At 64.2% G+C, this 24,954-nt stretch carries 26 protein-coding genes; 14 read left to right on the forward strand and 12 right to left on the reverse strand.

Translation table 11 applies throughout. The annotated features are described in order from the left end of the window. Positions 1-5 precede the first annotated feature (5 nt). On the forward strand, positions 6-983 hold the full coding sequence (locus tag DUPY_RS08435; RefSeq protein ID WP_070247384.1) for a tetratricopeptide repeat protein: 978 nt from the start codon (positions 6-8) through the stop codon (positions 981-983). A 6-nt stretch (positions 984-989) separates the two neighbouring features. On the opposite strand, the gene DUPY_RS08440 is transcribed toward DUPY_RS08435, so the two are convergent. After that, positions 990-1,955: a LysR family transcriptional regulator gene (locus DUPY_RS08440; protein ID WP_229255292.1), complete on the reverse strand. Its 966-nt coding sequence runs from the start codon at positions 1,953-1,955 to the stop codon at positions 990-992. Positions 1,956-2,124: 169 nt separating this feature from the next. Here DUPY_RS08440 and DUPY_RS08445 point away from each other — a divergent pair, with 169 nt between their 5' ends. The 4 genes from DUPY_RS08445 to DUPY_RS08460 all read left to right on the forward strand — a co-directional run bounded on the left by DUPY_RS08445 (position 2,125) and on the right by DUPY_RS08460 (position 5,542). Then, positions 2,125-2,754 carry a response regulator gene (locus DUPY_RS08445; RefSeq protein WP_070247385.1) on the forward strand — a complete coding sequence of 210 codons (630 nt, stop codon included), beginning with the start codon at positions 2,125-2,127 and terminating at the stop codon, positions 2,752-2,754. Between the two features lie 37 nt (positions 2,755-2,791). Beyond that, positions 2,792-3,868: an NAD(P)H-dependent flavin oxidoreductase gene (locus DUPY_RS08450; RefSeq protein ID WP_070247386.1), complete on the forward strand. Its 1,077-nt coding sequence runs from the start codon at positions 2,792-2,794 to the stop codon at positions 3,866-3,868. Positions 3,869-3,932: 64 nt separating this feature from the next. Next, the gene (locus DUPY_RS08455; RefSeq protein WP_070247387.1) at positions 3,933-4,220 is read left to right on the forward strand and encodes a helix-turn-helix domain-containing protein; all 288 of its coding nucleotides are present in this window, start codon (positions 3,933-3,935) and stop codon (positions 4,218-4,220) included. 11 nt (positions 4,221-4,231) lie between these two features. After that, positions 4,232-5,542: a type II toxin-antitoxin system HipA family toxin gene (locus DUPY_RS08460; protein ID WP_070247388.1), complete on the forward strand. Its 1,311-nt coding sequence runs from the start codon at positions 4,232-4,234 to the stop codon at positions 5,540-5,542. Positions 5,543-5,558: 16 nt separating this feature from the next. Here the strand turns inward: DUPY_RS08460 and DUPY_RS08465 are convergent, their stop codons facing one another. Beyond that, on the reverse strand, positions 5,559-5,801 hold the full coding sequence (locus DUPY_RS08465; RefSeq protein WP_070247389.1) for a hypothetical protein: 243 nt from the start codon (positions 5,799-5,801) through the stop codon (positions 5,559-5,561). An 84-nt stretch (positions 5,802-5,885) separates the two neighbouring features. Between DUPY_RS08465 and DUPY_RS08470 the strand changes: the two genes are divergently transcribed. From DUPY_RS08470 to DUPY_RS08490, 5 genes are all read left to right on the forward strand, one after another. Further along, positions 5,886-6,296, forward strand: coding sequence for a DoxX family protein (locus DUPY_RS08470; protein ID WP_070247390.1), 411 nt, complete (start codon positions 5,886-5,888; stop codon positions 6,294-6,296). Continuing rightward, entirely contained in the window at positions 6,293-6,691 is a 399-nt protein-coding gene (locus DUPY_RS08475) for a GFA family protein (protein WP_070247391.1), read from the forward strand. The genes DUPY_RS08470 and DUPY_RS08475 overlap by 4 nt, the downstream gene beginning before the upstream one ends. Before the next feature lie 81 nt (positions 6,692-6,772). After that, a complete protein-coding gene (locus tag DUPY_RS08480; RefSeq protein WP_084640616.1) occupies positions 6,773-8,170 on the forward strand; it encodes a CHASE2 domain-containing protein in 1,398 nt (465 codons plus the stop codon). 13 nt (positions 8,171-8,183) lie between these two features. Beyond that, positions 8,184-8,549, forward strand: coding sequence for a hypothetical protein (locus tag DUPY_RS08485; RefSeq protein WP_070247393.1), 366 nt, complete (start codon positions 8,184-8,186; stop codon positions 8,547-8,549). Further along, positions 8,549-10,057, forward strand: coding sequence for a M48 family metalloprotease (locus DUPY_RS08490; RefSeq protein WP_070247394.1), 1,509 nt, complete (start codon positions 8,549-8,551; stop codon positions 10,055-10,057). The genes DUPY_RS08485 and DUPY_RS08490 overlap by 1 nt, the downstream gene beginning before the upstream one ends. Positions 10,058-10,085: 28 nt before the next feature. Here DUPY_RS08490 and DUPY_RS08495 read toward each other — a convergent pair whose 3' ends face one another. The 7 genes from DUPY_RS08495 to DUPY_RS08525 all read right to left on the reverse strand — a co-directional run bounded on the left by DUPY_RS08495 (position 10,086) and on the right by DUPY_RS08525 (position 16,939). After that, a complete protein-coding gene (locus DUPY_RS08495) occupies positions 10,086-10,577 on the reverse strand; it encodes a VOC family protein (protein WP_070247395.1) in 492 nt (163 codons plus the stop codon). 95 nt (positions 10,578-10,672) lie between these two features. Next, positions 10,673-12,709 carry a M13 family metallopeptidase gene (locus tag DUPY_RS08500; RefSeq protein ID WP_070247396.1) on the reverse strand — a complete coding sequence of 679 codons (2,037 nt, stop codon included), beginning with the start codon at positions 12,707-12,709 and terminating at the stop codon, positions 10,673-10,675. Between the two features lie 149 nt (positions 12,710-12,858). Then, positions 12,859-13,440, reverse strand: a complete 582-nt coding sequence (locus tag DUPY_RS08505; RefSeq protein ID WP_070247397.1) for a hypothetical protein — start codon at positions 13,438-13,440, stop codon at positions 12,859-12,861. 126 nt (positions 13,441-13,566) lie between these two features. Beyond that, on the reverse strand, positions 13,567-14,223 hold the full coding sequence (locus tag DUPY_RS08510; RefSeq protein WP_070247398.1) for a YoaK family protein: 657 nt from the start codon (positions 14,221-14,223) through the stop codon (positions 13,567-13,569). Positions 14,224-14,304: 81 nt separating this feature from the next. Next, positions 14,305-14,742: a DoxX family protein gene (locus tag DUPY_RS08515; RefSeq protein ID WP_070247399.1), complete on the reverse strand. Its 438-nt coding sequence runs from the start codon at positions 14,740-14,742 to the stop codon at positions 14,305-14,307. Further along, positions 14,742-16,673 carry an amidohydrolase gene (locus DUPY_RS08520; RefSeq protein ID WP_070247400.1) on the reverse strand — a complete coding sequence of 644 codons (1,932 nt, stop codon included), beginning with the start codon at positions 16,671-16,673 and terminating at the stop codon, positions 14,742-14,744. Before DUPY_RS08520 ends, DUPY_RS08515 begins: the two co-directional genes overlap by 1 nt. Continuing rightward, complete coding sequence (locus DUPY_RS08525) at positions 16,673-16,939, reverse strand: XapX domain-containing protein (protein WP_070247401.1); 267 nt, start codon at positions 16,937-16,939, stop codon at positions 16,673-16,675. The genes DUPY_RS08520 and DUPY_RS08525 overlap by 1 nt, the downstream gene beginning before the upstream one ends. A 341-nt stretch (positions 16,940-17,280) precedes the next feature. Here DUPY_RS08525 and DUPY_RS08530 point away from each other — a divergent pair, with 341 nt between their 5' ends. The 4 genes from DUPY_RS08530 (at position 17,281) to DUPY_RS08545 (ending at position 22,173) form a co-directional block, all read left to right on the forward strand. Further along, positions 17,281-17,955 (forward strand): LuxR C-terminal-related transcriptional regulator, encoded by a 675-nt coding sequence (locus tag DUPY_RS08530; protein ID WP_084640618.1) that lies wholly within the window; start codon positions 17,281-17,283, stop codon positions 17,953-17,955. Positions 17,956-18,014: 59 nt separating this feature from the next. Beyond that, complete coding sequence (locus tag DUPY_RS08535; protein ID WP_084640619.1) at positions 18,015-18,341, forward strand: hypothetical protein; 327 nt, start codon at positions 18,015-18,017, stop codon at positions 18,339-18,341. Between the two features lie 99 nt (positions 18,342-18,440). Continuing rightward, positions 18,441-20,591, forward strand: a complete 2,151-nt coding sequence (locus tag DUPY_RS08540) for a TonB-dependent receptor (protein ID WP_070247402.1) — start codon at positions 18,441-18,443, stop codon at positions 20,589-20,591. 106 nt (positions 20,592-20,697) lie between these two features. Beyond that, entirely contained in the window at positions 20,698-22,173 is a 1,476-nt protein-coding gene (locus tag DUPY_RS08545) for a serine hydrolase domain-containing protein (protein ID WP_070247403.1), read from the forward strand. A gap of 35 nt (positions 22,174-22,208) precedes the next feature. Here DUPY_RS08545 and DUPY_RS08550 read toward each other — a convergent pair whose 3' ends face one another. The 3 genes from DUPY_RS08550 to DUPY_RS08560 all read right to left on the reverse strand — a co-directional run bounded on the left by DUPY_RS08550 (position 22,209) and on the right by DUPY_RS08560 (position 24,942). After that, the gene (locus DUPY_RS08550) at positions 22,209-22,868 is read right to left on the reverse strand and encodes an acyltransferase (RefSeq protein WP_070247404.1); all 660 of its coding nucleotides are present in this window, start codon (positions 22,866-22,868) and stop codon (positions 22,209-22,211) included. 48 nt (positions 22,869-22,916) lie between these two features. Continuing rightward, positions 22,917-23,813, reverse strand: a complete 897-nt coding sequence (locus DUPY_RS08555) for an alpha/beta hydrolase (RefSeq protein ID WP_141749476.1) — start codon at positions 23,811-23,813, stop codon at positions 22,917-22,919. A 91-nt stretch (positions 23,814-23,904) separates the two neighbouring features. Next, positions 23,905-24,942, reverse strand: a complete 1,038-nt coding sequence (locus DUPY_RS08560; RefSeq protein WP_070247406.1) for a GGDEF domain-containing protein — start codon at positions 24,940-24,942, stop codon at positions 23,905-23,907. Between the last annotated feature and the right edge of the window lie 12 nt (positions 24,943-24,954).

Genomic DNA, 24,954 nt, shown 5'->3' on the forward strand with positions numbered 1-24,954 from the left:
CCACCATGAAAACAACATCCATCGCCACCCGTCTTCTCTTTGCCGGAGCGCTTGCGCTGTCGGCGCCCGTGTTCGCGGCGTCGCCCACCGTGCACGAAGTCTATGTCGCGGCCGAAGCCGGCAAGTTCGCCGAAGCGCAAGCCATGATGGACCAGGTGCTCAAGGAGCATCCCAACAGCTCGCAGGCGCACTTCGTCGAGGCCGAGCTGCTGGCCAAGCAGGGCAAGTTCGCCGACGCACAACAGTCGCTGGCCACGGCCGAGCGACTGGCGCCCGGCCTGCCGAAAGTAAACGCCACCTCGGTGGCCAACCTCAAAGCGCTGATCGCCAAGGGTGAAAGCGGCGCGGTGGGCACGTCGTCCCCAAGCTACAACCAACAGGCGCCAGCCCACCGCGCCGGCCGTGAAAGTGGCGGCTACGCCAACCGCGCCGAGGCGCCACAGGCCAGCGCCGGCATTCCCTGGGGCAGCGTGCTGCTGATGGGTGGCGTGCTGGTGGCCTTCATCTTCGTGGCCACGCGCTTCATGCGCAACCGCCAGCAGCAGCAAGGTGGTGGCGGCGGTGGTAATGGCGGCGGTTTCAATCCCGGCTACAACCCGGGCAACCCGCCTGCGCCCGGCTATCCACCGGGCGGTTATCCACAGCAAGGCTACCCGCAACAGGGCTATCCGCAGCAGGGTGGCTATCCGCAGCAAGGTCCGGGCATGGGTTCGCGCATCATGGGCGGCCTGGCCACCGGTGCGGCAGTGGGCGCGGGCTTCATGGCGGCCGAGGCGATCGCCCGCAACCTGGGCGGTAACCATGGCGCCAGCGACAGCGCGGCCACCGACGGCGGCCGCAGCGACATCATTTACGAAGACCCTGCCCGCAGCAATATCGTCCAGAACGACGACATGGGCGGCAGCGACTTCGGCGTCAGTGGCGGCTGGGATGATGCCGGTGGCAGTGGCGGAGGCGACGCCGGCGGCGACGACTGGAACTGATTCGATTCAAGGGGCGCGCCGCTCGGCCGCCCCTGCTCTCTCCATCGCAATATCCCAGTACGGCGGATCGCCGAAAAATCCCTTCAAATGATTGATCAGCAGCTGCGTCTTGGCGTGATTGGAGCGTCCCGGCATGTGCACTGCGTGGATTGCCGACTCGGTCGGATCGTGCCGCGCGGCAGTGCTGCGCGCCACCGGCGCCATCGGGAATACCGGTACCAGCGTGCCAGCGACGATGGCGTCGCTCACCATCCAGTTGGCCAGGTGAATGATGCCGGCGCCGGCAACGGCCGCCTGCATCAGGGTGTCGGTGTCGTCGCAGCGGAAGGCTGACTTGACGGGCAGCGGCTGGTTGTGGTTGATGCCGTCGAAGCGCCACCAGGCGCGTGGCGACTTGCCCACCATCGACAGGCACTGGTGCTGCACCAGGTCGGCCGGTGTGGCCGGCCAGCCATGGCATTCCAGGTAGGCCGGGCTGGCGCTGACCACCCGGTGTTGCGGCGCCAGCCGGGTGGCCACCAGCTCGCCACTGGGCGGCACGCCGGCGCGGATCGCCACGTCCACGCGCTGCTCGGACAGGTCGACCACGCTGTCGCCCACCAGCATTTGTACTTCCAGCGCTGGATACCGCGCCAGGAAGCCGGCAATCGCCGGCGCCATGTGCATCCGTGCAAAGCCGGCCGGCACGGTCATCGTCAGCACGCCGCGCGGCTCCTGATCAAGTTCCTGCACCGCTGCCATGCCTTCGGCCAGCTCGGCGAGCATATTGCGCGCGCGCGGCAAAAAGCGTTCGCCGGCGTCGGTGAGCGCTACCTGGCGCGCGCCACGCACCAGCAGCCGCGCGCCCAGTTGCGCCTCGAGCGCGTCGAGCTTGCGCGATACCGACGATATCGACATTTCCAGCTGTGTTGCCGCGCGCGACAGGCTGCGGTGCTCCACCACTGCCAGCAGGCAGTGCAATGTATCGATCAAGATGCTCTCCAAATTTGCAGATGTTGCAAAGGTCATTTGCATGTACGGCTATTGTGCCATTCTTTCAAGGGATGCATACTTTGTGTTGCACCGCACACTAGCGGTTACTCCAGATCGCCAGGCAGCGATCCTCAGAAAAGTTAATTTGGAATACCACACTCGTTTCAGCATGGAATCTCCACGCCCCATTTCCGTCCTCGTCGTCGATGACCACCCGCTGTTGCGGGCCGGCCTGGGCGAGGCAATTTCCAGCCAGGACGACATGCGCCTGGCCGGCGAGGCGAGCAACGGCCGCGAAGCGGTCGAGCGTTACCAGGAACTGCGTCCCGATGTCACCATCATGGATATCGCCATGCCCGAACTGGACGGGGTGGCAGCCTTGCAGCGCATCCGCGGCGAACATAGCGACGCGCGCGTGATCATGCTCACCACCTACAAGGGCGACGCCCAGATCCTGCGCGCGGTGCAGGCCGGCGCCGCCGGCTTCCTGCTCAAGAGCACCCTGCGCCGCGAGCTGCTCGACACCGTGCGCGGCGTGCACATCGGCCAGCGCCGCATTCCGCCCGAAATCGCCATGGAACTGGCGCAGCACATGGGCCAGGGTCCGCTCAGCCCGCGCGAAATGGAAGTGCTGAACCACGCCGCCGGCGGCAACTCCAACCGCCGCATCGCCGAGCACCTGTCGATTTCCGAAGAGACGGTGAAGGCGCACATGAAAAACGTGCTGTCCAAGCTGGCTGCCAACGACCGCACCCACGCGGTGACGATCGCGCTCAAACGTGGGATCATTACGATCTAGAGCAAACCGCTCCCACCCTGAGCCAGGAGGCGGCACCATGGCAGCACTGCACCCGTTTTTCACGCAACTCGGCTTACGCCACCCCCTTATCGCCGCCCCGATGGCGGCCTTCTCCACGCCGGCGATGGCCGCCGCAGTGACCAACGCCGGCGCGCTCGGCTCGCTGGCCATCGGCGCGGCCACGGTGGCGCAGTCGCGCCAGATGATCGAAGAGACCCAGGCACTGACCGCTGGCCCGATCAACGTCAACGTCTTTTGCCATCCCCCGGCCAAGCGCGACGCGCAGCGCGAAGCGGCCTGGCTGGCGTACCTGGCGCCACTGTTCGCGCAGGCCGGCATCGTCCCGCCCACCGCGCTCGACGAGATCTACCAGACCTTCATCGAGGACGAGCAAGCGTTCCGGATGCTACTGGACCTGCGCCCGGCGGTGGTGAGCTTTCATTTCGGCCTGCCGCGCGCGGAGTGGCTGGCGGCATTTCGCGCGGCAGGCATCCGCACCATGGCCACGGCCACCAACCTCGATGAAGGGCGGCGCATCGAACAGGCCGGCATCGACGCCATCGTCGCGCAAGGCGTGGAAGCGGGCGGCCACCGGGGCATGTTCGATCCCGCTGCGCCCGATGAACTGCTGAGCACCTCGGTGCTGGTGCGACTGCTGGCGAAGCACACGCGGTTGCCGGTGATTGCCGCTGGCGGCATCATGGACGGCGCCGGCATACAGGCCGCACTCGACCTGGGCGCGGCCGGCGCGCAACTGGGCACGGCCTTCCTGTTGTGCCCGGAATCGGCCGCCAACGCCGGCTACCGCGCCATGCTGCAAAGCGACCGCGCGGGCGCCACCCGGCTGACCGCTGCCATCTCGGGCCGCCTGGCGCGGGGCATGGTCAACCGGCTGATCGTCCATGGCGCAGCAGATGGCGCGCCGCCACCAGCCGACTACCCGGTCGCCTACGACGCCGGCAAGCAGCTGCACGCAGCCGCCAGCAAGGCCGGCAACCACGAATTCGCGGCGCACTGGGCAGGACAAGGCGCGCCGCTGATCCGCGCGATGCCGGCGGCGGACCTGGTGCGGGTATTGATGGACGAGGTGGACGGAGTGCTACGGTCGCGCTGAGGCCAGCAACCACCAATTTACGTTTTAACGTAAAATCATCTATGCATTTATACGAAAGCATAAGATGACTATCTTTCAGCAGCTTCAGCAGCGCCGCCATCACCAGGGAAAAACCCTGCAGAGCCTTGCCACCGTGACCGGCATGAGCGTGCCGCAGGTTAGCAACGTTTTGGGTGGAAAAGTCGATGCGCGCTTCGGCACTGTCGAAGCACTGGCGAATGCGCTGGACGCCAGCGTGGTCGTGGTGCCCCGGCACTTGCTGCCGGAAGTAGAACGCCTGCTGTCCGGCAAAGCCATCGGACCGGACGACGTGCCATCGTCAGTCGACCGGTTCCTGGCAGGTACGCGATGAGCAGCCCCGCGATGAGCCCCCCCTTAAGTCCACGCTACCTGGAAGTGCTGCTGCACGGACAGCACGTGGGCTGGTTATGCGAAGCTGGCAGGGTCACGCGTTTTATCGCTACCGAGCAGTACCTGGCGGATACCCGCCGCGCCACGCTGTCGTTGTCCCTGACCATACCCTCAGCCGAGCCCATCACGCAGGCTATCCTGAAAAACTATTTCGACCCGGCAGTGTACCGCGAGCGCGGCGAGTTGCCGCCCTTCTTCGCAGGGCTGCTGCCGGAGGGATCGCTGCGCCGCCGCCTGGCTGCCACGCGCAAGAGCGAGCGCGACATGGATGATTTCGGCATCCTGGCCGCTGCCGGCGCAGACCTTCCGGGCGCCGTCACCGTGGTGCCGGCCAACCTCGACAAGCTGACTTCAGTGGCGCGCGCGTATGGCGTTACCGGTGGCGCCGATAATCTGGAGATCGGCGTGCCCGAGCAGGCGGCCGAAGGCGCCGCCTCCTTGTCGGGCGTGCAGGACAAGCTGGCGCTCTCGCGTGCGCAAGACGGCAAGCGCTATCGCATGCCTATCAAAGGCGTATTGTCGGACCTGATCGCCAAACTGCCGGCGGCCGGCAACGACGCGCAAGTCATGAACGAGTATGCGTGCATGCAGTTGGCCGGCCTGGCCGGAGTCAACGTTGCACGATGTCGGCCCGCCCCCATGAGCTCCATGACCGATCACCCGGAACTGGTTGCCGCGCTCGGTGCCGCAACGCGCTTCCTGGCGGTGGACCGGTTCGACCGCAGCCGCGGCGGCGCGATCCACATGGAAGACGCTTGCCAGTTGCTGACCCTGATGCCCAGCCAAAAATATTCCGGTGCAAAACAGTTCGTTAAATTTCTGCAGGTGCTGGACCGGCTCGGCGCGAACGGTATCGACGATGTGCGGCAGTTCTTCATCCGGCAAACCGTCAACACGCTACTCGGAAACTCGGACGCCCACCTGAAAAACTTCAGTGTGCTCTACCACGATAGCGTGCATCCGGAGCTGTCTCCGGCGTACGACATCGTCTGCGTGGCGGCACTGCCGGGCTTCCACGGCTTCGCCACCAATGTCGCCATCGACACATTGCAACGACGCGAAACCCCCGACACTTATGCCGAGATTGCCAGGCAGGCAGGCGTCTCGATGCGCATCGCCAAAGCAGCGGTGGCGCACACAGTCATGCTGGCCAGGGAGCTGTGGCCCAGGGCGCTGCGGGAGATGGAAGTGCCGGACGCGGTGCGTTCGGCAATCGAAGAGCGGCTCACGACGCTGCCACTCGCTGGCGCCACGAAGTCCTGACCATAAGCAGCCGGGTTCATGGCGACGGTGGCACAAGCGGGTGCTTCTTACTGAAACCTGTATTGACAAGGCATTCAGGGCGACGGTGATCGCCCGAGAAGAGAAAGCTCATGTCGCCGTCGTCGTTGCGATGCATGCCATGGATGAAATCAAGGACGCTTTTCTTTTCCACCCCTTCCGCCGACGCCGACGCCAATACAGCAGCAGCCAATATCAACATCATGGCGTAACCTTCAAGCCAACAGAAATTCACATTCATACGCTGCTCCGCATTCAATATTTTCTGATAACGTGTGAGGCTTGCGCCGCTTAGACCGCATTCAAGAATACAGGGGATCGATTGATGAAACACCGGCAGCAGACGTCCCGACCGCAATTGATCGGCTTGTCGATCATCTTCGTCTGGTTTTTCATCGGCGGCATTGCGCACTTTGTCGCCACCGACCTCGAAGCGACCATCGTGCCGCCCTACATCCCGTGGCCTGTAACGGCGGTGCTGGTGAGCGGGGCGTTCGAGTTGCTGGGAGCAGCCGGCATCCTGGTACCAGCGCTGCGCCGGGCCGCAGGCGTCGGCCTCTTTCTGCTGACACTGGCGGTCACGCCGGCCCACATCTACATGCTGCAACAGCCGGAACTGTTCAATGTGCCGCTGTGGGCGCTGTGGCTGCGCCTGCCGATACAGGCGGCGTTGCTGGCATTGATCGCGTGGAGCACCTGGCGACCGCGCGGCAACTGGAGCGAGGAAAACCATTGAAAACCTACCATGGCAGCTGCCATTGCGGCGCAGTGCGCTTTGAAGCGGACATCGACCTCGCTGCCGGCACCATCAAGTGCAATTGCTCGATCTGCGCGAAGCTGCGCTTTTGGCCGGCGATCGTCAAGCCGGCGGCGTTCCGCATGCTGCGCGGCGAGTCAGAACTGGGCAATTACCAGTTCCTGACCAGGACCGATCAGCACCTGTTTTGCCAGCACTGCGGCGTCCACGCCTTTGGTATCGGCCGCTCGCCGCGCTGGGGCGACTTCTACGCCGTCAACCTGTCGTGCCTCGACGATGCGACCCCGGAAGAACTGGCAAATGCTCCCATCACTTACCTGGACGGAAAAAACGACAACTGGGATGCTGCACCAACTGGGGTACGACACCTGTAGTTATCAAGATAGCTTTTTGTTGTAAAAAAAACTCTCTTAAGGCATTATGGAAACTATTTCCATAGATAAAGAGTTAACCGCATGTCAGCAGATCGAAAGACGTTCAAGCGGCGCATGGGCGAGTGCCTGTTTGCGCTGGCAGTGGGGCTGCTGCTGACAATGATGATGGAATGGGCGGTGGGTGAAGACTTCATGACGCGCCAGCAGGCGCGGGCCTATGCTCCCATCGCCGGCATCACGTATGGTGAAGGCAGCCGGGACGATATCCGCGTGCTGCTGATCGACGATGCCGCGCTGGCCGCCGCCGGCCAGGAGTGGCCGGCCCGCTACAGTTATTCGGCGCGCCTGCTGCGTGCAGTGGGCCAGTACCAGCCCAAGGCGGTGTTTGTCGATATTTATTACAGCGCGCGCCGCGACGATGACAGCCTGCGCTCCCTGCTCGACCAGGTGTGTGCGCTGCATGCACAGGGTACCCGGGTATTCATGGCCACTGCCCGTAACCGCGATCAGCAATATTCCCTGCGCCCGGAACTCGAAGCATTGGCCGGCCGCTGTTTTGAAAAAGTCGCCGTCAGTTATACCCCGGATGAACTCGACCGCCTGGCCTGGACCTATAACCTGGGCACGCCCGGCGCCGGCCATGGCGCAGCGGGCCTGAAAAGCGCCGCGCTGGCGCTGTACGAGACCAGCGGCAAAACCGTGCCGGTCGAGCACCACGCGATGGCGCTGACCTGGGGCAGTCACAGCGCTGCCCACGGCGTGGACTGGGTGGTCAACAATCCCGAGACCGGCAAGCCGACGTCCTACTGCCGCAACACGCTGGGCCTCGGCGAATTGATGCCTCCGGGCATGCGCAGCAGCTTCTACACCGACGGCGACAAGCCGATCTGCGTGTTCCATGAAACCATCCGGGCCGGCGCACTGGCCTCGACCACGCCGGAAGAAGATGCACACCTGCGCCAGCTGATCGCCGGCAAGGTCGTGCTGATCGGCACCGCCCTGTCCGACTCCAACGACCTGGTGCTCTCGCCGCTGCACGGCCGCATTCCCGGCGTCTACCTGCATGCGATGGCGCTCGATAACCTGATGAATTTTGGCGCCGACTATGCCCGCGCCATGCATCTCTCGTTTGACGTCAGCAACATCAAGCTGCTGCTGTTCCTGGTGGTGGCCATGGTGCTGGTGACGTTGCTGCCCAAGCAGCTCATGGAATGGCTGGGCTGGAGCCTGGCCCGCAAGCCCGCAGGCAAGCACGACTGGCGCGGGGCCGCGCGCTATCTGCTGTCGTGCGTGGTGCGGGTGCTGCTGTCGCTGGCCGTGGGCTGCGTGCTGCTGTGGATCGGCCAGTACTGGCTGGGACTCGGCTTCCTCTCGATTATCAATGTCATGGTCCTGACCATGCTGGCCGAATGGTTCGACTTCAATGAAAAACTGCTCGACTATATTTTCCCGCACCATGAAGCATCTGAAGCCCACTAGAAAGGAACCTGGCATGTCTCTGCGTTTTCCCCGTCTCGCCATTGCCGCCATGTTGTGCGTGCTGGCCTCCCCCGCCGCCCTTGCCGGCGACCTGATCACCAGCGTCAAGGGCAAGCAGGTGGAATTGTTCGACACCCCCGACGACGCCAAGCCAGGCCGCAAGGTGGACGTCACCGGCCTGCCGTGGGCCATCAAGGAAGAAAAAAACGCCTTCTTCAAGGTGAACGTCGGCGGCAAGGATGGCTGGGTCGATTCCATGCAGGTGATGGTGCCGCGCAGCGCCAAGTCCGATTGCGCGCCCAGGATCGGCATGCACCAGGGTAAAGTGCCGGATAACAACGCTGCAACCCCGGGCGCGGCCATGACGCGGTGCCCGTAATGAAGCGCGGCGCCAGGCTGTATGCCAGCTTGCTGGCTTTGCCACTGCTGACGCTGTGCGCCAGCGCGCAGGCGGAAGCCGAGGCCGAGTCGAAAATGATCGCGGCCGTGAAAACCGTCGGTGAACTGCCACCCGCACCGCCGCACCAGTGGAGCGACCTGGCCGCGGACCTGAACGACAATCGCGCGGCCGGCAACGGCCTGGTGTCGGCGCCGGCGCTGCAGCGCTATCTGAACCGGCTCTACACCAGCATCAAGACTGCCGCCGGCGTGCCCGAGTGGCCGGGCCAGGTGTATATCTCGTCCGACACCACGCTCAACGCCCATGCGTCGGCGTCGGGCAATATCTACCTGCACATGGGGCTGATTCAATCGGCCGAATCGGAAGATGAAATTTACGGCGTCATGGCGCATGAATTCGCCCACGTCTACCTGAACCACCAGGCCGCCTACGAGGCGCACCAGGTCACGTCGAATGTGGCAGCCGGCGCCAAGGCGCTGCTGCTGGGGTTTTTCAAGAAGAAGCTGCCGGGTACCAATACCAGCTGGAGTCCGTTCGACAGCGTGGCGCTGGTCGATTCGGTGGTGCACGAATCACTGCTGCCGGTCTGGCAACGCGACGTGGAGGAACAGGCCGACATGTTTGCCGGCACCCTGATGCTGCGCGAACGCTATTCTTATCCCGCAGGCTACAAGGTGTTCCTCGAGCGGCTGGCCACGCTGGAACAGCGCGACGTGGCGCCGTCGCCGTTTGCACAGAACGCTGTTGCTGGCGCTGGTGCCGGTACCGGCGCCGCTGTCGCGCCGGCAACCGGTGCTGCCCGCAAAACCCACGCCACCGCGCGCGAGCGCGAAGAGGTGCTGACCGCCAAAATGCTGCCGCTGATGCCGCGCCCGCGTCCCGCGCCGCGCAAGCAGGAATGGCAAGCCGTGCTGCAAGAGCAGGAGACCGCCGAACTGCTGGCCCATTTCGCGCTGCGCGCCGACATCGCCAGGCTGCAAGCGGCAGGACGCCATGCCGACGCCGTCAAACTGGCGCAAAAGGCAGCATCGGGCGCCACCGCCGGCGACGCCACCATGCTGCTGGTGCTGCAAGACGCGATGAGCAAAGCCGGTACCAACATCGATGAGCAGCGCACTGTGCTGCTGCGCAACCGCAACTGGCCGGAGCGCGCCTGGTCGCTGCAATACCAGGCGGCCGCGCTGGTCAAACCGGAGCAGGCTGCCTTCGCGAAAGAGTTCTTGCAGGAGCAATACGCGTACTTCGGCGAAACGCCGCGCACGTGGCCGGACATGGTGGGCTTTTATTTCCGCAACGATGACAAGATGTCGCAGATGGCCCTCTCGCTCAAGTGCGTCACCGATGCGCGCTTCCGCGATGCCTGCAGCGAACGCGCCCGGACCGACGCCCAGCGCCAGCAGGCCGCCGCCCAGCAGGCCGCGCGCGAACAGCAGCAGGCGGACAGCCTGCAGAAAAAAATCAACACGATTTTCAAGATCAAGCAGTGATGCTGCCTGCGCCAGCGCACCGATCAATCTAGTCGCTGGTAGCGGTCACCGCGATTGCCGCCTCGATACGGGCCACGTCGATTTTCTGCATCGTCATCATGGCCTGGAACGCCCGCTGCGCCACCTCCCCGCCCTGCGCGATGGCATCGGTGAGCACGCGCGGCGTGATTTGCCACGACAGGCCCCAGCGGTCCTTGCACCAGCCGCATTCGCTGGCCACGCCGCCGTTGTCGATGATGGCGTTCCAGTAGCGGTCGGTCTCGGCCTGGTCGTCCGTGGCGATCTGGAACGAGAAGGCTTCGCTGTGGCGGAAAGTGTCGCCACCGTTCAAGCCGATGCAGGCGACGCCGCACACGGTAAATTCCACCGTCAGCACGTCGCCCGCACTGCCGCTGGGATAGTCGGCCGGGGCCAGGTGCACCGGACCGACCGCACTGTCGGGAAACACGCTGGCATAGAAGTTGGCGGCCTGCAGGGCGTCGCGGTCGTACCACAGGCAAATAGTATTTTTAGCCATCATCACTCTCCTCGGGAAGGTTGGCGAGAGAGGAAATACTACGCCGAAGGCAGACAACGGGCCGCACGCTGCATGATTACAAAATGGTTACCACATGGTTACCACATGAGCACGCGCTGCTCCGGCGGCAAATACATCGGATCACCGGGCTTGATGTCGAACGCTTCGTAGAAGCCTGGCTGGTTCATTACCGTGCCCTTGGCGCGGAATTCGCCGGGCGAGTGGGGGTCGCTCTTGATCTGGGCGATAGCCGCTTCGGGGCGCAGCTTGGCGCGCCATTTCTGGGCAAAGCCGATGTACAGGCGCTGCTCGCCGGTCAGGCCGTCGATGACGGGCGATGGCTTGCCGCCCAGCGAGCGCTGGTACGCCTTGTAGGTGAGCGACAGGCCGGAGTTGTCGCCGATGTTTTCACCGAGCGTCAGCTCGCCGTTGATGTGGTAGCCCGGCACCGGGCTGTAGGCGCCGTATTGCTTGACCAGGCCGGCGGCGCGGGCCTTGAAGGCGGTGCGGTCTGCCGGCGTCCACCAGTTGCGCAGGCGGCCCTTGGCATCGTACTGGCTACCGGAGTCGTCGAAGGCGTGGCTGATTTCGTGGCCGAAAGTGATGCCCAGCAGGCCGTAGTTCACCGCGTCTTCCGCCTTGACGTTGAAGAACGGCGGTTGCAGGATCGCGGCCGGAATCGTGATCGAATTGAGCGCCGGGCTGTAGCTGGCGTTGACGGTTTGCGGCGTCATCGACCATTCGTCGCGGTCCACCGGCTTGCCCAGCTTGTCGAAGTTGTTCTGACGGCTCCAGGCGCGCGCGGCGCGCACGTTGGCGACCAGGTCCTTCGGCTGGGTTTTCATGGCGCTGTAGTCGCGCCATTTGTCCGGGTAGGCGATCTTCGGTTTCAATGCAGCCAGCTTGAGCTGCGCTTCCTTCTTGGTCTCGGCACTCATCCAGTCCAGGTGCTCGATGCCGTCCCTGAACGACGCGACGAAATTGTCGAACATGGCCATCACGCGCGGACGCGTTTCCGGCGGCAGGTACATCGCCACGTATTTTTTGCCGACCGCGTCGCCCAGTGCACCATCGGTGAATTTCAACGCCAGCTGCCACAACGGTTCGCTTTGCGGCACGCCGCGCAGGGTGGTGCCTTCGAAGGCAAAGCGCTCTTTGACTGCCGCGCTGTCCAGGTACGAGGCGTAGCTTTCGACGATGCGCCAGTTCAGGTAGCTCTTCCAGGCGTCGAGCGGCACGGCCGCCACGGTCTCGGAAAAGCCGGTCAGGAAGCTCGGCTGGCGCACCACGGCCGAGCTCTCCTTGGCCGCGTAGCCGGCAGCGGCAAAGTAGGCGTTCCAGTCGAAGGCTGGGGCCAGCGCGGCAAACTTGTCCAAGTCCACGCGGTTATACGATTTGACGGGATCGCGCATCTGCACCCGGGTCCATTGCACGGCGGCCAGGCGGGTCTCGATGTCGAGCACCTGGGCGGCGTGGGCGGCGGCCTGCTTGTCGCCGCTCATGGCGAGCATGGCCTCGACATGCTTGAGGTACTTGTCGCGCACGGCCTTGAGCTTGGCGTCGTCGTCCTTCAGGTAGTAGTCGCGGTCGGGCAGGCCCAGGCCGGACTGGCTGACGTTGATGGTGTAGCGCTCGGGATCCTGCGCATCGGGCGCCACGCCGGCCGAAAACGGTGTCTGGATGCCGCTGCGCTGCAGCGCTGCGAACAATGCCGGCAAGTCCTGCTTGTCCTTCAGGGCGGCCACACTGGCCAGTTCGGCCTTGAGCGGCTTGAAGCCGGCAGCGTTGCGCGCCTTTTCATTCATGTAGCTGGTGTACAGGTCGGCGATCTTGCGAGTGTCGCTGCCGGACTTGCCCGGGTGCTTGACCGTGTCGTCGAACAGCGCGCGCAACTGGCCCTGGGCAATCTCGCGCAGCTCCACGTACGTGCCCCAGGTCGATTTGTCGGCCGGGATCTCGGTGTTGCGGGCCCACACGCCGTTGACATAACCATAAAAATCAACCTTGGGGCTGACAGCCGGATCGAGGGTTTTGAGGTCGATGCCGGAGACAGGCGCAGCCGTTTCGGCGCGCAACGATGGGGAGGACAGGGCAAGCAAGGCGCAACAGGCGGCGCTGATCAGCGTACGGTACACAGGATTCCTTCAGGGTTAATCAGGAGGCACATGCCAGTGTTGGTCACACCAGGAATGCGACAAAAGATTATACCTATCAAGCAATACCGAAAACAGGGCGAATATGTATCAAGCCAGGATACAAACCAATTCGCCGGTGGCGCTCCATTTCACCCCAGAGCTTGCCGCAGATTGTGCAACCAGCCGATGGCAATGGCGCCCGAATCGTCACGATCGACAGCCTTGGCCTCTGCCACGATGTCACTGTCACTGTCACTGTCACTGCCGGCCGCGAGTGCGGCCAGCGCCACGAGGGATTTGTAATACGTCGCGTGCCTGGCCAGCGCATCGGCGGCCCGCTCCTGGAACCCGGCATCGATGTAAGCCGCTGTCGCCACCAGTTGCGGCGCGGTCCAGCTGCCTGCCCGGATGCGCTGCCACAGCGCCTCGATCGTCCGCGGAGAGGTAAAACCCGCAGCCAGCGCGATACATGCAATGTTGTGATACCGCCAGTTCAGGGAGCCGAGAAGGTGCACGATGTCCGTTTCGAGTTGCCCACCAAGTTGAGCGCCCAGAAACGATCTGATCTTGTCCACCTCCTGCTGCGCCGCACTGCCTGTCAGCGACAGAAACGCCAGGTAGTTGAAACGGCTGACCCGGTGCGGACGACCGTCGAATTCACCGTCGGTAAAGAACAGCGTTTGCGACGCTGCGGCTTCGGCCGCACGGTCGATCGGTGGAAATTCGCGCATACCATCCTCGACAGCAAAAATCCGATTGTGGCAGTGCCGGGACGACCATGACAACACCGGTGGTATCGCAAAAAAAAGCCGCGCGGCCCTGGTGGGCGGCGCGGCTCGAAGCACTGCACAGGAAGATCAGTCCTTGGTGGCGGCGGCCATGAACACCAGCACCACGCACGGCACCAGCAAACCGGTAAAGCCGAACGACATGTAGGCATAGGCGCCGAGGATACAGCCGGCGGCAAAGGCCAGCACCGGCCATACCAGCACCTTGCAGCGACCCAGCGCTGCCGGGTCGCCGCGCAGCGAGTCGGTCAGTTCGATCACCAGCTGGGTGACGTTACCGGTCATCACCGTGGTGGCGGCCGACTTACCGAGCAGCAGCTTGCCGTAGGCGTTTTGGGTGGCCATGGCGCCGGCGCAGATCATGCCGGTAAGCAGGCTCAGCGGTTGGTGGGCATTGGCCATCGGCGAGGCGATATCAGCGCACACCACGGTGGCTACCAGCAGGAACAGTTGCAGCAGATAGCTGTTGCGCAGTGCGGGGCTGCTGTTGCGCTCCCAGTGCAGGATCAGCATGCGCGAAATGGCCACGAACAAAATGAAAACCGGGAACACCAGCAATTTCGGGATGATCTCGTGCGCCGGTTCGACCAGCGCGCGGCCGATCAGCACGAAGTTGCCCGTGACGTGGGCGGTGAACAGCCCGAACAGGCCGATAAAGCCCAGTGTGTCGACATAGCCGCCCAAAAATGCCAGCGATATGCCTTGCTTGATATTGCCTCGTTCCATACTGTTTCCTTAATTGCTTGAAATGCTTAAATTACTTAACTTACTTAAATTACTTAAATCACTTGAGTTACTCGAGTTACTTTACTTCGGCGGAGCCAGACGGCGCTCCGCGAGGTCGAGCCAGGCGACCAGCAGGAATGCCCCGGCCAGGCCCAGGTGCTCGAAGAAACCGTTCTCGGCCGACATGCGGGCGGCGCCCGTCATCTGCCAGAACGGTCCGGCAACGGCCGATGCCATCACCGTAAACACGGCCAGGTAACCAGCCCCGAGCCAGCGGTAGAAGCCGGTCAGTATCATCAACGAGCAGCCAAGCTCACCGATGATGACGACCGCCGCCATCGGCGCGGCCGGCGACACGCCGAAGTGCTCCATCTCGGCAATCGCCGAGTTGAAGTCGGCCAGCTTGTCGATACCGCCCTGCAGGTACGCAGAGCACAGCAGCAACAGGCAAACCCGGCGCACCCACGGTGCGCGCAGGAAAGCCGGCAGCGTCGGGGCCAACACCGTGGGGCCCGACATCACACCGCCCAGCAGGCGCAGCCCAACGCACCCCAGAAACTCTTGAGGTCGGTGGTAGGCAGCTTGCTGGCCCACGCCGAAGCGTGCTGGTGGCCGTGGACGTTACACTCGTTGGCGCAGCCGCACGATGCCGCCTGGGCACGCAGTTGGGCTTGCTGCTGCTTGCGCTTTTCCAGTTCCTGCAAGGCAGCGCGGTTATTGCCGATCTGTTCTCCCCAGCCGGCGTAACCGCCGAAGCGGCGCACCGGCGACCAGTCCGGCATGGCCGGTGGCGGTGGCGTGTCGAGCGCGGCGAAGCGACCGGACGCGTACACGACTTTGCCACCAACGATCGTCAGCTCGGACGTCATGTCGGTGATCTCGCTCTCGGCGCACGCATAGAAATCCTTGTCCGGCACGATCAGGTCGGCCAGCTGACCCGCTTCGATGCGGCCCTTCTTGCCTTCTTCGTTCGAGAACCAGGTGGTGTTCTCGGTCCACATGCGCAGCGCCGTCTCGCGGTCGAGGCAGTTGGCGCGTGGGTACAGCTGCATGCCGCTCACGGTCTTGCCGGTGATGAGCCACGACAGCGACACCCACGGGTTGTACGAGGCCACGCGCGTGGCGTCGGTACCGGCCGAGGTTTTCACGCCCGCTTCGAGGATTTTTTTCACGGGAGGCGTGGCTTCCGCGGCGCCGTGGCCGTAACGCTCGACGAAGTATTCGCCCTGGTACGCCATGCGGTGCTGCACGGCCACGCCGCCGCCCAGTGCGGCAATCCGGTCGATCGAGCGGTCGGAGATGGTTTCGGCGTGATCGAAGAACCAGTTCAGGCCCGTCAGCGGAATGTCCTGGTTCACGCGCTCGAACACGTCCAGCGCGCGGCTGATGGTTTCGTCGTAGGTGGCGTGCATGCGCCATGGCCAGCGGTTCTGCGCCAGGATGCGCACCACGCCTTCGAGGTCGTCTTCCATGGTGTCCGGCAGGTCCGGACGCGGCTCGCGAAAGTCCTCGAAGTCCGCTGCCGAGAAGGTCAGCATTTCGCCGGCGCCGTTGTGGCGGAAGTAGTCGTCGCCCTGCTGGTAGGTCACGCTCTGGGTCCAGTTGAGGAAGTCTTCCTTTTCCTTTTTCGGCTTTTGGGTAAACAGGTTGTAGGCCAGGCGGATGGTCAGCTGCTTGGCGTCCGACAGCTGCTGGATCACTTCGTAGTCGTCCGGGTAGTTCTGGAAACCGCCGCCAGCGTCCAGCACACCGGTCACGCCCAGGCGATTGAGTTCGCGCATGAAGTGACGGGTGGAGTTGACCTGGTATTCGAGCGGCAGCTTGGGGCCCTTGGCCAACGTGGAGTACAGGATCGCCGCATTCGGCTTGGCCAGCAGCAGGCCGGTCGGGTTGCCCGAACCGTCGCGCAGGATCTGGCCGCCCGCCGGCTCCGGCGTGTCCTTGGTGTAGCCCACGGCGCGTAGCGCGGCGCCGTTGAGCAGCGCGCGGTCGTACAGATGCAGGATGAACACCGGGGTGTCGGGCGCCACCGCGTTCAGCTCCTCGATGGTCGGCAAACGCTTTTCGATGAACTGGTGTTCGGTGAAACCGCCCACCACGCGCACCCATTGCGGCGCCGGGGTGATGTCCACCTGCGCCTTGAGCATGCCCATGGCGTCGGCCAGGCTGCGCACGCCGTCCCAGCGCAGTTCGAGGTTGAAGTTCAGACCGCCGCGAATGATGTGGCAGTGGTTGTCGATCAGGCCTGGCAGCACGCGCTTGCCATGCAGGTCGATGACCTGGGTGTTGGGACCGGCCAGCGCCATGATTTCGTTGGCGCGGCCCACGTGGGTAAAGCGACCGTCCTTGATGGCGACCGCTTCCGCGTGCGGGTTGCTGCGATCGAGCGTGGTAAACAGGCCGCGATGCAGGATCAGGTCAGGCGTGGCGTTGGCGGTGGGTTGGGACATCATGCGCTCCTCTTGGTGTCGTCGGTTTTTTGGGCGCCCGGCAGTTCACCGAAGCAGTGTGGCTTGACGTGGTCTTCCACCCACGAGACCTTGGTCGCTTCGGGCTTGATCCACGTGCGCACCAGCGGCGGAATCTGCTCGCCGATCAGGATGCCGGCCAGGCCGAGCAAGGCGATCACCGGCGGCGCCGGCGAACGTACATTCAACAACGCGTAGATGACACCGACCAGCAGGCCGGTAGCGATCGATATGACATACATTCTCATGGTGGGGCGCTCCTTAAAAGTCAAAACTGTACTACCTGAAGTCCGGCGCCACACCTGTCTTTGGGCAGGGGGCGCAGCTTCAAATTGGAGAGCACAGTGTAGGGGCGCGGCCCGGCCTTGCCATCACTGGTATTGACCCTTTGCCACTACCTCTTTCGGGTAATGCTGCGCCCTATCCCTTTCGTATCACCCTATCTAGGGAGGGACGTACCCCCGGATCGGGTCGTGGCAATTTGCACAATCGCAGGTACGCTGTGGTCACGCTGGCGAACCATCGCCGGCACGGCAAACACGGAGAAAACGATATGCGACTCGATAGCAAAAGCTGGCCTCAAGGGGCCATGGGAAATAGCTCGGGCCAGAACGGATACAACGGCGCCGCGCAACACGGAGAAAAAGTCACGGTACTGGTGGCCCACGCGGACGCCATCGTCAGCGCCGGCCTGGCCGCGCTGCTCGGCGCCAGCGTCGACATGAACGTGCGCGTGGTGGAAGAAGGCGCCGATGTAGCCGGCGCCGACGTGGTCATCCTCGACCACAAGGCCGGCATGGAACACATGCGCCGCGCCGGCAGCGCCCACCACGGCGACACCCAGCCACGCGTGCTGATCGTCACCCAGCTCGACCGCGAATGGGAGGTGCGCACGGCGATGATGGCGGGCGTGCACGGCTACCTGCTGCAAAACAGTCCGGCCGACCAGCTGCTCACCGCCGTGCGCACGCTGGGACGCGGCACGCGCTACCTGAGCGCGGAGCTGAGCCGCTGCGTGGCCGACAGCTTTACCCGCATTGGCCTCACCAGCCGCGAAACCGACGTGCTGCAACTGCTGGCGCAGGGCCAGTGCAACAAGACCATCGCGCGCGAACTGGGCATCGGCGTGGGCACGGTCAAAACCCACGTCAAGGGCCTGTTCGACAAGCTGGGCGCCACTGCCCGCACGCATGCGGTAGTGCTGGCCACCAGGCGCGGCCTGGTGGGCGATTACTCGGGCGCGCGTGAACAAAGCCAGCATTGACACAGTTAATAAACTAACAATCGTTGTCGTTATGGGTTCATCCCTGTAGAATCGCGCCCATGCACGCCCTCGCCTCCAGTTCCACCACGTCACACCGCAACTCGCGCTACCAGCGCCTGGTGATGGTGTTCGTGCTGCTGTTCCTGGCGTTGCAGCTGCTCGGCTCGAATGCGCACGCGCACGCGTACGCCGAAAACCACACCGATTGCGCCGCCTGCCAGGTGGCCGACATGCCGCTGGGCGACCTGCCGCCGCCGGCCACGGTGGCGCCGGTCGCTGCCCTGGTGGCGTATGCGCCGCCGATGTCCGTGCACCACGATCCGCTGGTACGCACCAGCTGCATCACCCCGCCTTCGCACGCACCGCCTGCTGCTGTCCTCTCCTGACCGTACTTACCCCGCACTGCCGGCCGGGGTCTGACCCCGTACGGGGTCCGACCCCACGTCTTTGCGGGGTTCCAACTCGCCAATACCCAAGGATAGAACATGCAACACGCCCCTAAACTGCGCGCCCTGCCACTGCTGCTGGCCGCCGCTTTCTACACCACCCACTCCCACGCCGAAGATGCGGACACCAGCACCGACAAGCCGATGCAGCAAGTGGAGGTCACCGCCGCCCACCTGAAGAGCGCCCGCATCGACCTGTCGCCCAACGTGGGCACCACCGTGTATTCGATCGACCGCCACATGATCGACCAGCTGGGCCAGGGCGACAACACGCCGTTCAACGAAGTGTTGCTGCGCCTGCCCGGCGTAAGCCAGGACTCCAAGGCGTCCGGTTCGATCCACGTGCGCGACGACCATGCCAACGTCCAGTACCGCGTCAACGGCGTGCAGCTGCCGGAAAGTATCAGCGGCTTCGGCCAGTCGATCGATACCCGCTTCGTCCAGCAAACCGACTTCATCACCGGCGCGTTGCCGGCGCAATTCGGCCTGCGCACGGCCGGCATCGTCGACATCCAGACCAAGGAAGGCACCACCCAGCCGGGCGGGCGCATCGGCGTACTGGCCGGCACCAACAACTACTATGCGCCGAGCGCGGAATTCTTCGGCACCCAGGGCGCCTTCAATTACTACCTGTCGGGCAGCTATGTACGCAACGACATGGGCATCGAAAACCCGCTGCCCACGCGCGACGCCCTCCACAACCATACCCAGCAAACCAAGTCGTTCGGCGCGCTGTCGTACTTCCTCGACGACCAGACCCGCCTGGGCCTGATGTTCGGCACCTATAACGGCCGCTTCCAGATTCCGAACAACCCGGACCAGGCGCCCGCATTCTCGCTCACCGGCCAGAGCGACGCCGGCGCCGGCACCACCAACGCGCCGTCGTCGCAGCTGGATCAGAAGCAGCGCGAAGTGAACCGCTTCGTGGTGCTGTCGCTGCAAAAAAGCCTCGGCGACCTCAATTACCAGGTGTCGGCCTTCCACCAGTACTCGGAACTGCACTACACGCCGGACGCGCTGGGGGACCTGATTTACAACGGCGTGGGTTCCAACACGCTGCGTTCCAATTCCGCCAGCGGCGCGCAGTTCGATACCAGCTACAAGCTCAATCCCGAGCACACGCTGCGCGCCGGCCTGTCGTACACGCGCCAGAACACTCATAGCGACAACACCGTGGCGGTGTTCGACACCAATAGCGACGGCACCCAGGCATCGAGCGATCCGCGCACCATCCTCGACAACAGCCGTCAGACCGGCAAGTTGGGCAGCGTGTATCTGCAGGACGAATGGCACATCGCCGCCCCGCTCACGCTGAACTACGGCATCCGCTACGACAAGGTGCAGGCCTTTATCAACGAGCAGCAATGGAGCCCGCGCGTGAACCTGGCCTGGCAAGTGGGCAAGGACACCGCGCTGCACGCCGGCTACTCGCGCTACTTCACGCCGCCGCCGCAGGAACTGGCCGCGCAGGAGAGCATCGACAAGTATGCCGGCACCACCAATGCGCCGGAAGTGGGCGTGTCGGACAACGTGCGCGCCGAACGCACCAACTACTTCGACGTGGGTGTGAGCCACAAGGTGAACGGCCAGCTGACCGTCACCGCCGACGCCTACTACAAGAAGATCCACAACATGCTCGACGAGGGCCAGTTCGGCCAGGCGCTGATCCTGTCGCCATTCAACTATGAACGCGGCTACGCCAAGGGCGTGGAGCTGTCGGCGATTTACAGCCAGGCCCACTGGGGCGGCTTCCTCAACCTGACCACGCAGCAGGCCAAGGCGCAGAACATCGTCTCGGGCCAGTCGCTGTTCGGCGCGGATGAACTGTCGTACATCAGCAACCACTACATCCACGTCGACCACGACCAGACCTACACGGTATCGGGCGGCGCCCACTACCACTGGGGCGATTCGCAGGTCAGCAGCGACTTCCTGTACGGCAGCGGCCTGCGTACCACGCCGGACGGCGCCGCGCCGAACTCGGGCCACCTGCCGTCGTACACCACGGTGAACCTGGCGCTCACCCACAACTGGAAACAGACCGGCGCGGGCGACATCGAGGGCCGCATTGCGGTGATCAACCTGTTCGACAAATCGTATCTGCTGCGCGACGGTTCCGGCGTGGGCGTGGGCGCACCGCAGTACGGCGCCCGCCGCTCGCTGTATGCGGGGCTGTCGACCAGTTTTTAAGAGCCCATGCGCGCACGCTTGGCCGTTGTGCTCGCAAGATGATGCAGGCATAATCGAGTCGATTTGTACGTGAAAGTTGACTCGAAAGTTGCCTGCGTGTTGCTCTATGCCGAATAAGCTGGTCTCCCGCCTGATCATCGCCACCGGCGCCTTGCTGGTGGTAGCCGCCGGTGGCGCCCTCACCCTCATCGGCCGGCCGCCCGAGCTGCTGCGGGTGGGCGCCAGTTACGGCGCCAAGATGGTTTGCTCCAATGTCTTCATCGCCCATCGCGATCCGCAATCCGTGCTGGCCGACGACGTGCAGGCGCCCGGCCATCCGCTGCTCAAGTACCTGCGGGTGCGGGTGGACCAGCAACACAGGACCGTCCACGCCGACTTCCTCGGCATCCTGGGCAAGGGCCTGGCCGTGTACCGCCCCGGCACCGGCTGTGCGGTCGTGCCGGATGGCGACCTGGCGCAGGCCAACCAATATCAATATCCGCCGCTGCGCATCTGGAGCGCTTCCCCCAACGTGCCTTGGCCCACCGGCTCGATGACGGAGACTGTGCCGGCATTGCAGGCCACCGTCAACGACGACATGCTGGCAGGTCCCGGCATGCGCGGCCTGGTAGTGATCCATCGCGGCCGCCTGGTGGCGCAGCGCTACGGCGCCGGCTTCGGCGTTGCCACGCCGCTCCTGGGCTGGTCGATGACCAAGACCGTCAGTGCGGCGCTGGTCGGCATCGAGATCGCCAGGGGTAACCTGGCGCCGGACCGCAAAGGCTTCTGGCCCGAACATGCCGACCCGCGCGCACAGATCACGGTCGCGCAATTGATGTCGATGACCAGCGGCCTGCAGTTCAATGAATCCTACGGCGACGTCTCCGATGTGACGCGCATGTTGTACTTGGAGCCGGACATGGCGGCCTACGCCGCCGCACAGCCACTGGCGCACGCGCCGGGCACGGTGTGGAATTATTCGAGCGGCAGCACGGTGCTCTTGTCGCGCATCTGGCAGCGCGCAGCGGCGGGCCCCAATATGCCGGTCAAGCCGATGACCGGTCCCACGGCGGTCGGCGTGCTGGCCCTGCCGCACGACCAGCTGTTTGCACCGCTGGGCATGAGCAGCGCCATCATCGAAGCCGACGCGCGCGGCACGCTGGTCGGTTCGAGCTATATGTACGCCAGCACCCAGGACTGGGCGCGCTTCGGCCAGTTCCTGCTGCAGGACGGCGTCTGGCAAGGCAAGCGGATTTTACCGGCGGGGTTTGTCGCGTCGATGCAGGCGGTGGCGCCGGCGTCCGGCGGCCAGTACGGCCAGGGCCTGGTGTGGCGCCAGGGACCGTCGTCGGGACAGAACGCCGACGGTCCGTACGGCCTGCCGGCAGACACATACTGGATGCAGGGCCACGATGGCCAGTCGATCGCCATCGTGCCGTCGCGCCAGCTGGTGGTGGTGCGGCTGGGATTGACGCCACGGTCGTTGCAGTACCGGCCGCAGGCGTTGCTGGCGGCGGTGGTCAAGCAGGTCGACGCGATGCCGGCGCCTGTGGTTCAACCGAATGTGGCGCCGGACCTTGATCCGGACGAGGAGTCGGACTGACAAGCGCCGCCGCTCAGCTACGGCTACGGCTATGGCTACGTGCCGCTCTCGACCTGCCCCACCACGCGCGCCGGATTGCCGGCGACGATGGACAACGGCCGCGCCTCGAAGCCCGGCGGCAGCACACTGCCGGCCGCGAGCACACTGCCGTCGCCCACGCGGCAGCCTTTCAGTATCGTGACGCGGGCGCCAATGAAGACGTCGTTGCCGATGTGCACCGCTCGCGGGCGCTGGTCGTTCATGGCGCGCCGCGCCACCGCAAGCTCGTGGAAATTCGAGTCGGTGATCAGCACTTCCTGGCCGATCATGCAGCGCTCGCCGATATGGATGCCCGCTCCCTCCGACAGTATCGAAGCGCGGTTATTCAACGTCGTGGACGCACCGATCTCGATCAGTGACGCCTCGTTGCGCGCGTCCAGGTAGCTGCTGGCGTAGGCGCCCGGTGATTGCGCCACGCCCAGCACGGTAGTGCCGGACAAGCGTATCCGGCCGCGCCCACGAAACAGCGCAGGGCTCATCAGGTTCAGTGCGGTTGCGCCGCCGGGCACGACCGGCACCACTTCCACCATGGCCTTGTTTGACACATGATAGAAATAATGGATCAGAACCGCGCGCACCGCGTTCTCGAGCAGCGTCGGCTCGCTTTGGATCACGCCGATGCGCAAACTTTCCAGGTCCAGCGGGTTGAATGTCAATGCAGCCTCCTTTGGGGACGGTCAGCCTCTCATATTTATTTCAGTCGGTCAATGTTTGACAAGCGTGGCGGGCACCGCCCATTTCAACGCTGCCGTAATCATGTCCGGAAATACATCGAGGTGATCGCGGCCGTTCCACACGTGGAGTTGCGTGGTCAAGTGCGGGTAGCGGCGGGCCTTGAAGGCCCGGTCGAATTTTTTCAGGTCCGCCACCATGTCGGCATCGCCTGCCGACTCCAGCGCGCCGACCGAAAAGAATATGTCTGCGCCGAGATCGCTATTGGACGCGACGAACTTTTTCTGGCGGCTGAACATCACGTCATCGTCATACCACAGCGACGGGCTGCTGATGACGTATTTGCTGAACATGCTCGGGCTGGTCAATACGATATGCGCGCCGAGCAAACCACCATACGAATGGCCGACGAACGTCGTGCGCGTCATGTCGGCCCGATAGCGTGCGGCGATCAGCGGCAAGACGTCGCTGGCAAGAAACCGCCGATAAGCTTCGGCTTCACCGAACAATACCGGTCGTCCCGGCATATCGGAACTCAAGCCATCAGTTGGCCGCAGCGTCGGCGTGTAGTCACGGCGGCGGCTGTATTCCGGCGTATCGCCCACTGCATACGACAATCCCACCAGGATGAACGGGGCGATCGATTTTTTGTCGCTGCCCACGCGGGCGGCGATGGCGCGCACCAGCGGGAAGGCGTAATCGGCATCGGTCACGAACACCACCGGCAAGGGCGGGCCGGTGTCGGCGTAACCGGCGGGCAGGCTGACGAACACCTGGTAATCGCGGTTCAACGACTTGGCGCGGATGGTGGTGACCGAGGTATTGCCCAGTTGGTAGGGTTGGCCGTCCCGCTGAACGACAGGCGCCGCCATCGATGACATCATGAGCGGTGCGAGAATGGCAACAATGGCGAAACGAAAAGTGGACACGCGGACTCCGGTTTGCGACAGGAAGAGTCATTATGCGACGTCTGTCGCATAAGAGCAAGTCACACCAGCAGCGTCAATATGGCCAGACGCCTCACTGACGCTCCTCCATCGCCCCCGCCAGGCGCACCATATTACGTCCGCCCTCCTTGGCAGCGTACAGCATCTTGTCCGCCTGCTCCAGCCATTCCGACGCCAGGCCGCCACGCGGCATCGGCGCCACGCCGATCGAGGCGGTGATCGGGTGGCCGTCGAGCAAGGGCGCGGTGGCCACCGCACTGCGCAGCGTTTCGGCCAGTTTGCCGGCGGCGCGCAGGCTGGCGCCGTTGGCGATGATGGCGAATTCCTCGCCGCCGTAGCGGAAAATTTCGTCGGTCACGCGGGTGTGGTGGCGCAGCACGTCGCACAGGCGGCGCAGCACCTGGTCGCCAGCCGGGTGGCCATGCTGGTCGTTGACCTGCTTGAAGTGGTCGAGGTCGAGCAGCAGCAGGCAGGCTTCCGGTTGCGGACGGCGCTCGGCCGCGTAGCTGATCAGCTTGCTGTCGAAGGCGCGGCGGTTGCCCGCGCCGGTGAGGAAGTCGCGCTCCGCCTCGATATGCAGCTCGCGGTTCTGCAGGCCGGTGCGGTACGAGAAAATGTAGGCGAACAGGTTGACCAGCGAAATGGTGACCACCACCGTAAGCAGGTTGAGCAATTCCATCTGCGGCAGCAGCATGGCCACCAGCACCAGCAGCGAGACACTGTTGATCCCCAGCGCCACCCTGGGCCGCAGCATGAAGAACGCGGCGATCATGGTGGGATAAGCCCAGTACACCAGCGGCATGCCGCGCAGGTAGATGGTCGCCAACATGCCGGCCGAGTAGAACAGCGTGACGCCCAGGCTGGCCAGCTTGTAGCGGCCCGTGTGCCACACGTGCACGATCACCAGCGACATGGCCAGCACCAGCGCCAGGTCCACCACCGCCGACAGCCAGGCGCCCTGCCATAGCCGGTACAGGCCGAACGGCAAAATACTGGGGATGCTCAGCGCGCACATGATCATCAGGATGATCTCTTCCTTGCTGCGCTGGCGGCGGTCCGACAGCCACGCAAACGGGCTGTCCTTGCTGTTTCTTGACTCTGGTATCGGCACTGCTTGTCTCTT

It is taken from the genome of Duganella phyllosphaerae (assembly GCF_001758785.1).
Lineage (GTDB): Bacteria > Pseudomonadota > Gammaproteobacteria > Burkholderiales > Burkholderiaceae_D > Rugamonas > Rugamonas phyllosphaerae.